The sequence below is a fragment of the Bacteroides sp. AM54-2NS genome, assembly GCF_003602935.1.
Lineage (GTDB): Bacteria > Bacteroidota > Bacteroidia > Bacteroidales > Bacteroidaceae > Bacteroides > Bacteroides xylanisolvens.
On the sequence record NZ_QTMZ01000108.1, the window covers coordinates 1,426 to 2,795 of the forward strand.

The 1,370-nt window shown below is 43.0% G+C and carries 3 protein-coding genes; all 3 read right to left on the minus strand.

Features of this window, described 5'->3' with window-relative positions; translation table 11 throughout:
* A partial coding sequence (locus DXA05_RS25830; protein ID WP_128859779.1) for a hypothetical protein occupies positions 1-489 on the minus strand: 489 nt, incomplete at its 3' end.
* Between the two features lie 88 nt (positions 490-577).
* Positions 578-922, minus strand: coding sequence for an IS66 family insertion sequence element accessory protein TnpB (gene tnpB, locus DXA05_RS25835; protein ID WP_004297053.1), 345 nt, complete (start codon positions 920-922; stop codon positions 578-580).
* A 1-nt stretch (position 923) separates the two neighbouring features.
* Positions 924-1,292: a hypothetical protein gene (locus DXA05_RS25840; protein ID WP_170834904.1), complete on the minus strand. Its 369-nt coding sequence runs from the start codon at positions 1,290-1,292 to the stop codon at positions 924-926.
* Between the last annotated feature and the right edge of the window lie 78 nt (positions 1,293-1,370).

Genomic DNA, 1,370 nt, shown 5'->3' on the forward strand with positions numbered 1-1,370 from the left:
GGCAGGTATGTTGCCGGAAGAGGTATTGCTGCCGGTTTCGTTATCATCGGTCTTATTATTATCATCCTTCCTGTCAGAACCGTCATACTCGGATTGTTCCAGAGCGGACTTGTCGAGATTACGGTTGTTCAACAGCCTTCTTTGCTCGGAAGTACGGCCGAAACGGTGTTTCCTGCTGTCCTCAAGCTGAAGTCTGAGATTGGAGATCTCGTTTGCCAGCATCCTGTTCACCTCATCCTTTGCTTCAAGCTGCTTTCTCATAAGTTCCATTTCTTTCCTGTAATGTTCAACCGTGGTTGACTGCTTTTCGATGGTATCTTTGAGATCATTGATGGTATCTATCAGATTTTTAGAGTTCTCCCTGTTGGATTCTTCAATAGACTCAAGCCTCGCAATCAATTCTTTATTCTGTTTGCGAAGACCTGCCTTTTCCTCATTCGCCAGACCCAGCTGGCAGCAAAGTAACTCGTATGCTCTTTCATCAATCATGATATAAAGGTACGAAAAATCAGGCACTTACGCAAACTTTTTACCGTTTATTTTTTATACTATCCTGTTGATAATCAGTATGTTAATATTAGCCTTTCGGACTAACGTACATCTTGTCAACTACAATGCTTTCCGTAAGATAAGCCATGTCCGACCACTGTATCCGGTAGCACCTGGAGACTTCATCAAATACAGGTTTCTTGAATTTGCCCATAACAGGACGTTTTTCGTAAAGCACATAAAAACCGCGTTCGTAATGAAGTATCTTCACAACCTTTCGGTTCCGGGACATGAACATATATACATTGGACGCATCGCTCGGGTCAAGGGACATTTCTTCCCTTATACTCTCACACAGACGGAAAATGCCTTTCCGCAAATCAACATTACCGTTAAACAGGTAATAGTTAAGGTTAGCACTCAGTCCAAGCATATCATCCTATCATTTTATTAAGCAACAGGCTCAAATCAAGAACGGTGGTGTTTCTCAGGAACAGTGTTGCGCCAGACGCCAGCTGTAACTTGATCCATTTTATTGGTGGTTCACCTTCAGGATGTTTCACGTCCAACTTCACAGTTGGACTATTGCATGGTTTCCCGGTTATCTGGACTTTGGCAACCTTGGGCTGCTCAACCTGGACTGTCTTGCCTAACTTCTCACTCCACAACTGGTGACGCTGCCAGTTCATGAACTTGTCGTAATTTACACCATAATCAGCACAGAACTCTCGAAGATCTTTGGTCTCGCTGCATAACTGGTAGAGGTCATATACCTCCTGATAGTTTACTTTTTCTTTTGCCATAATCATTCTTGTTAAAGGTTACGGCGCAAAGATATGGCGGCTAACAACTTATGTCAAGGCGGAAAATAGAATGGTTAC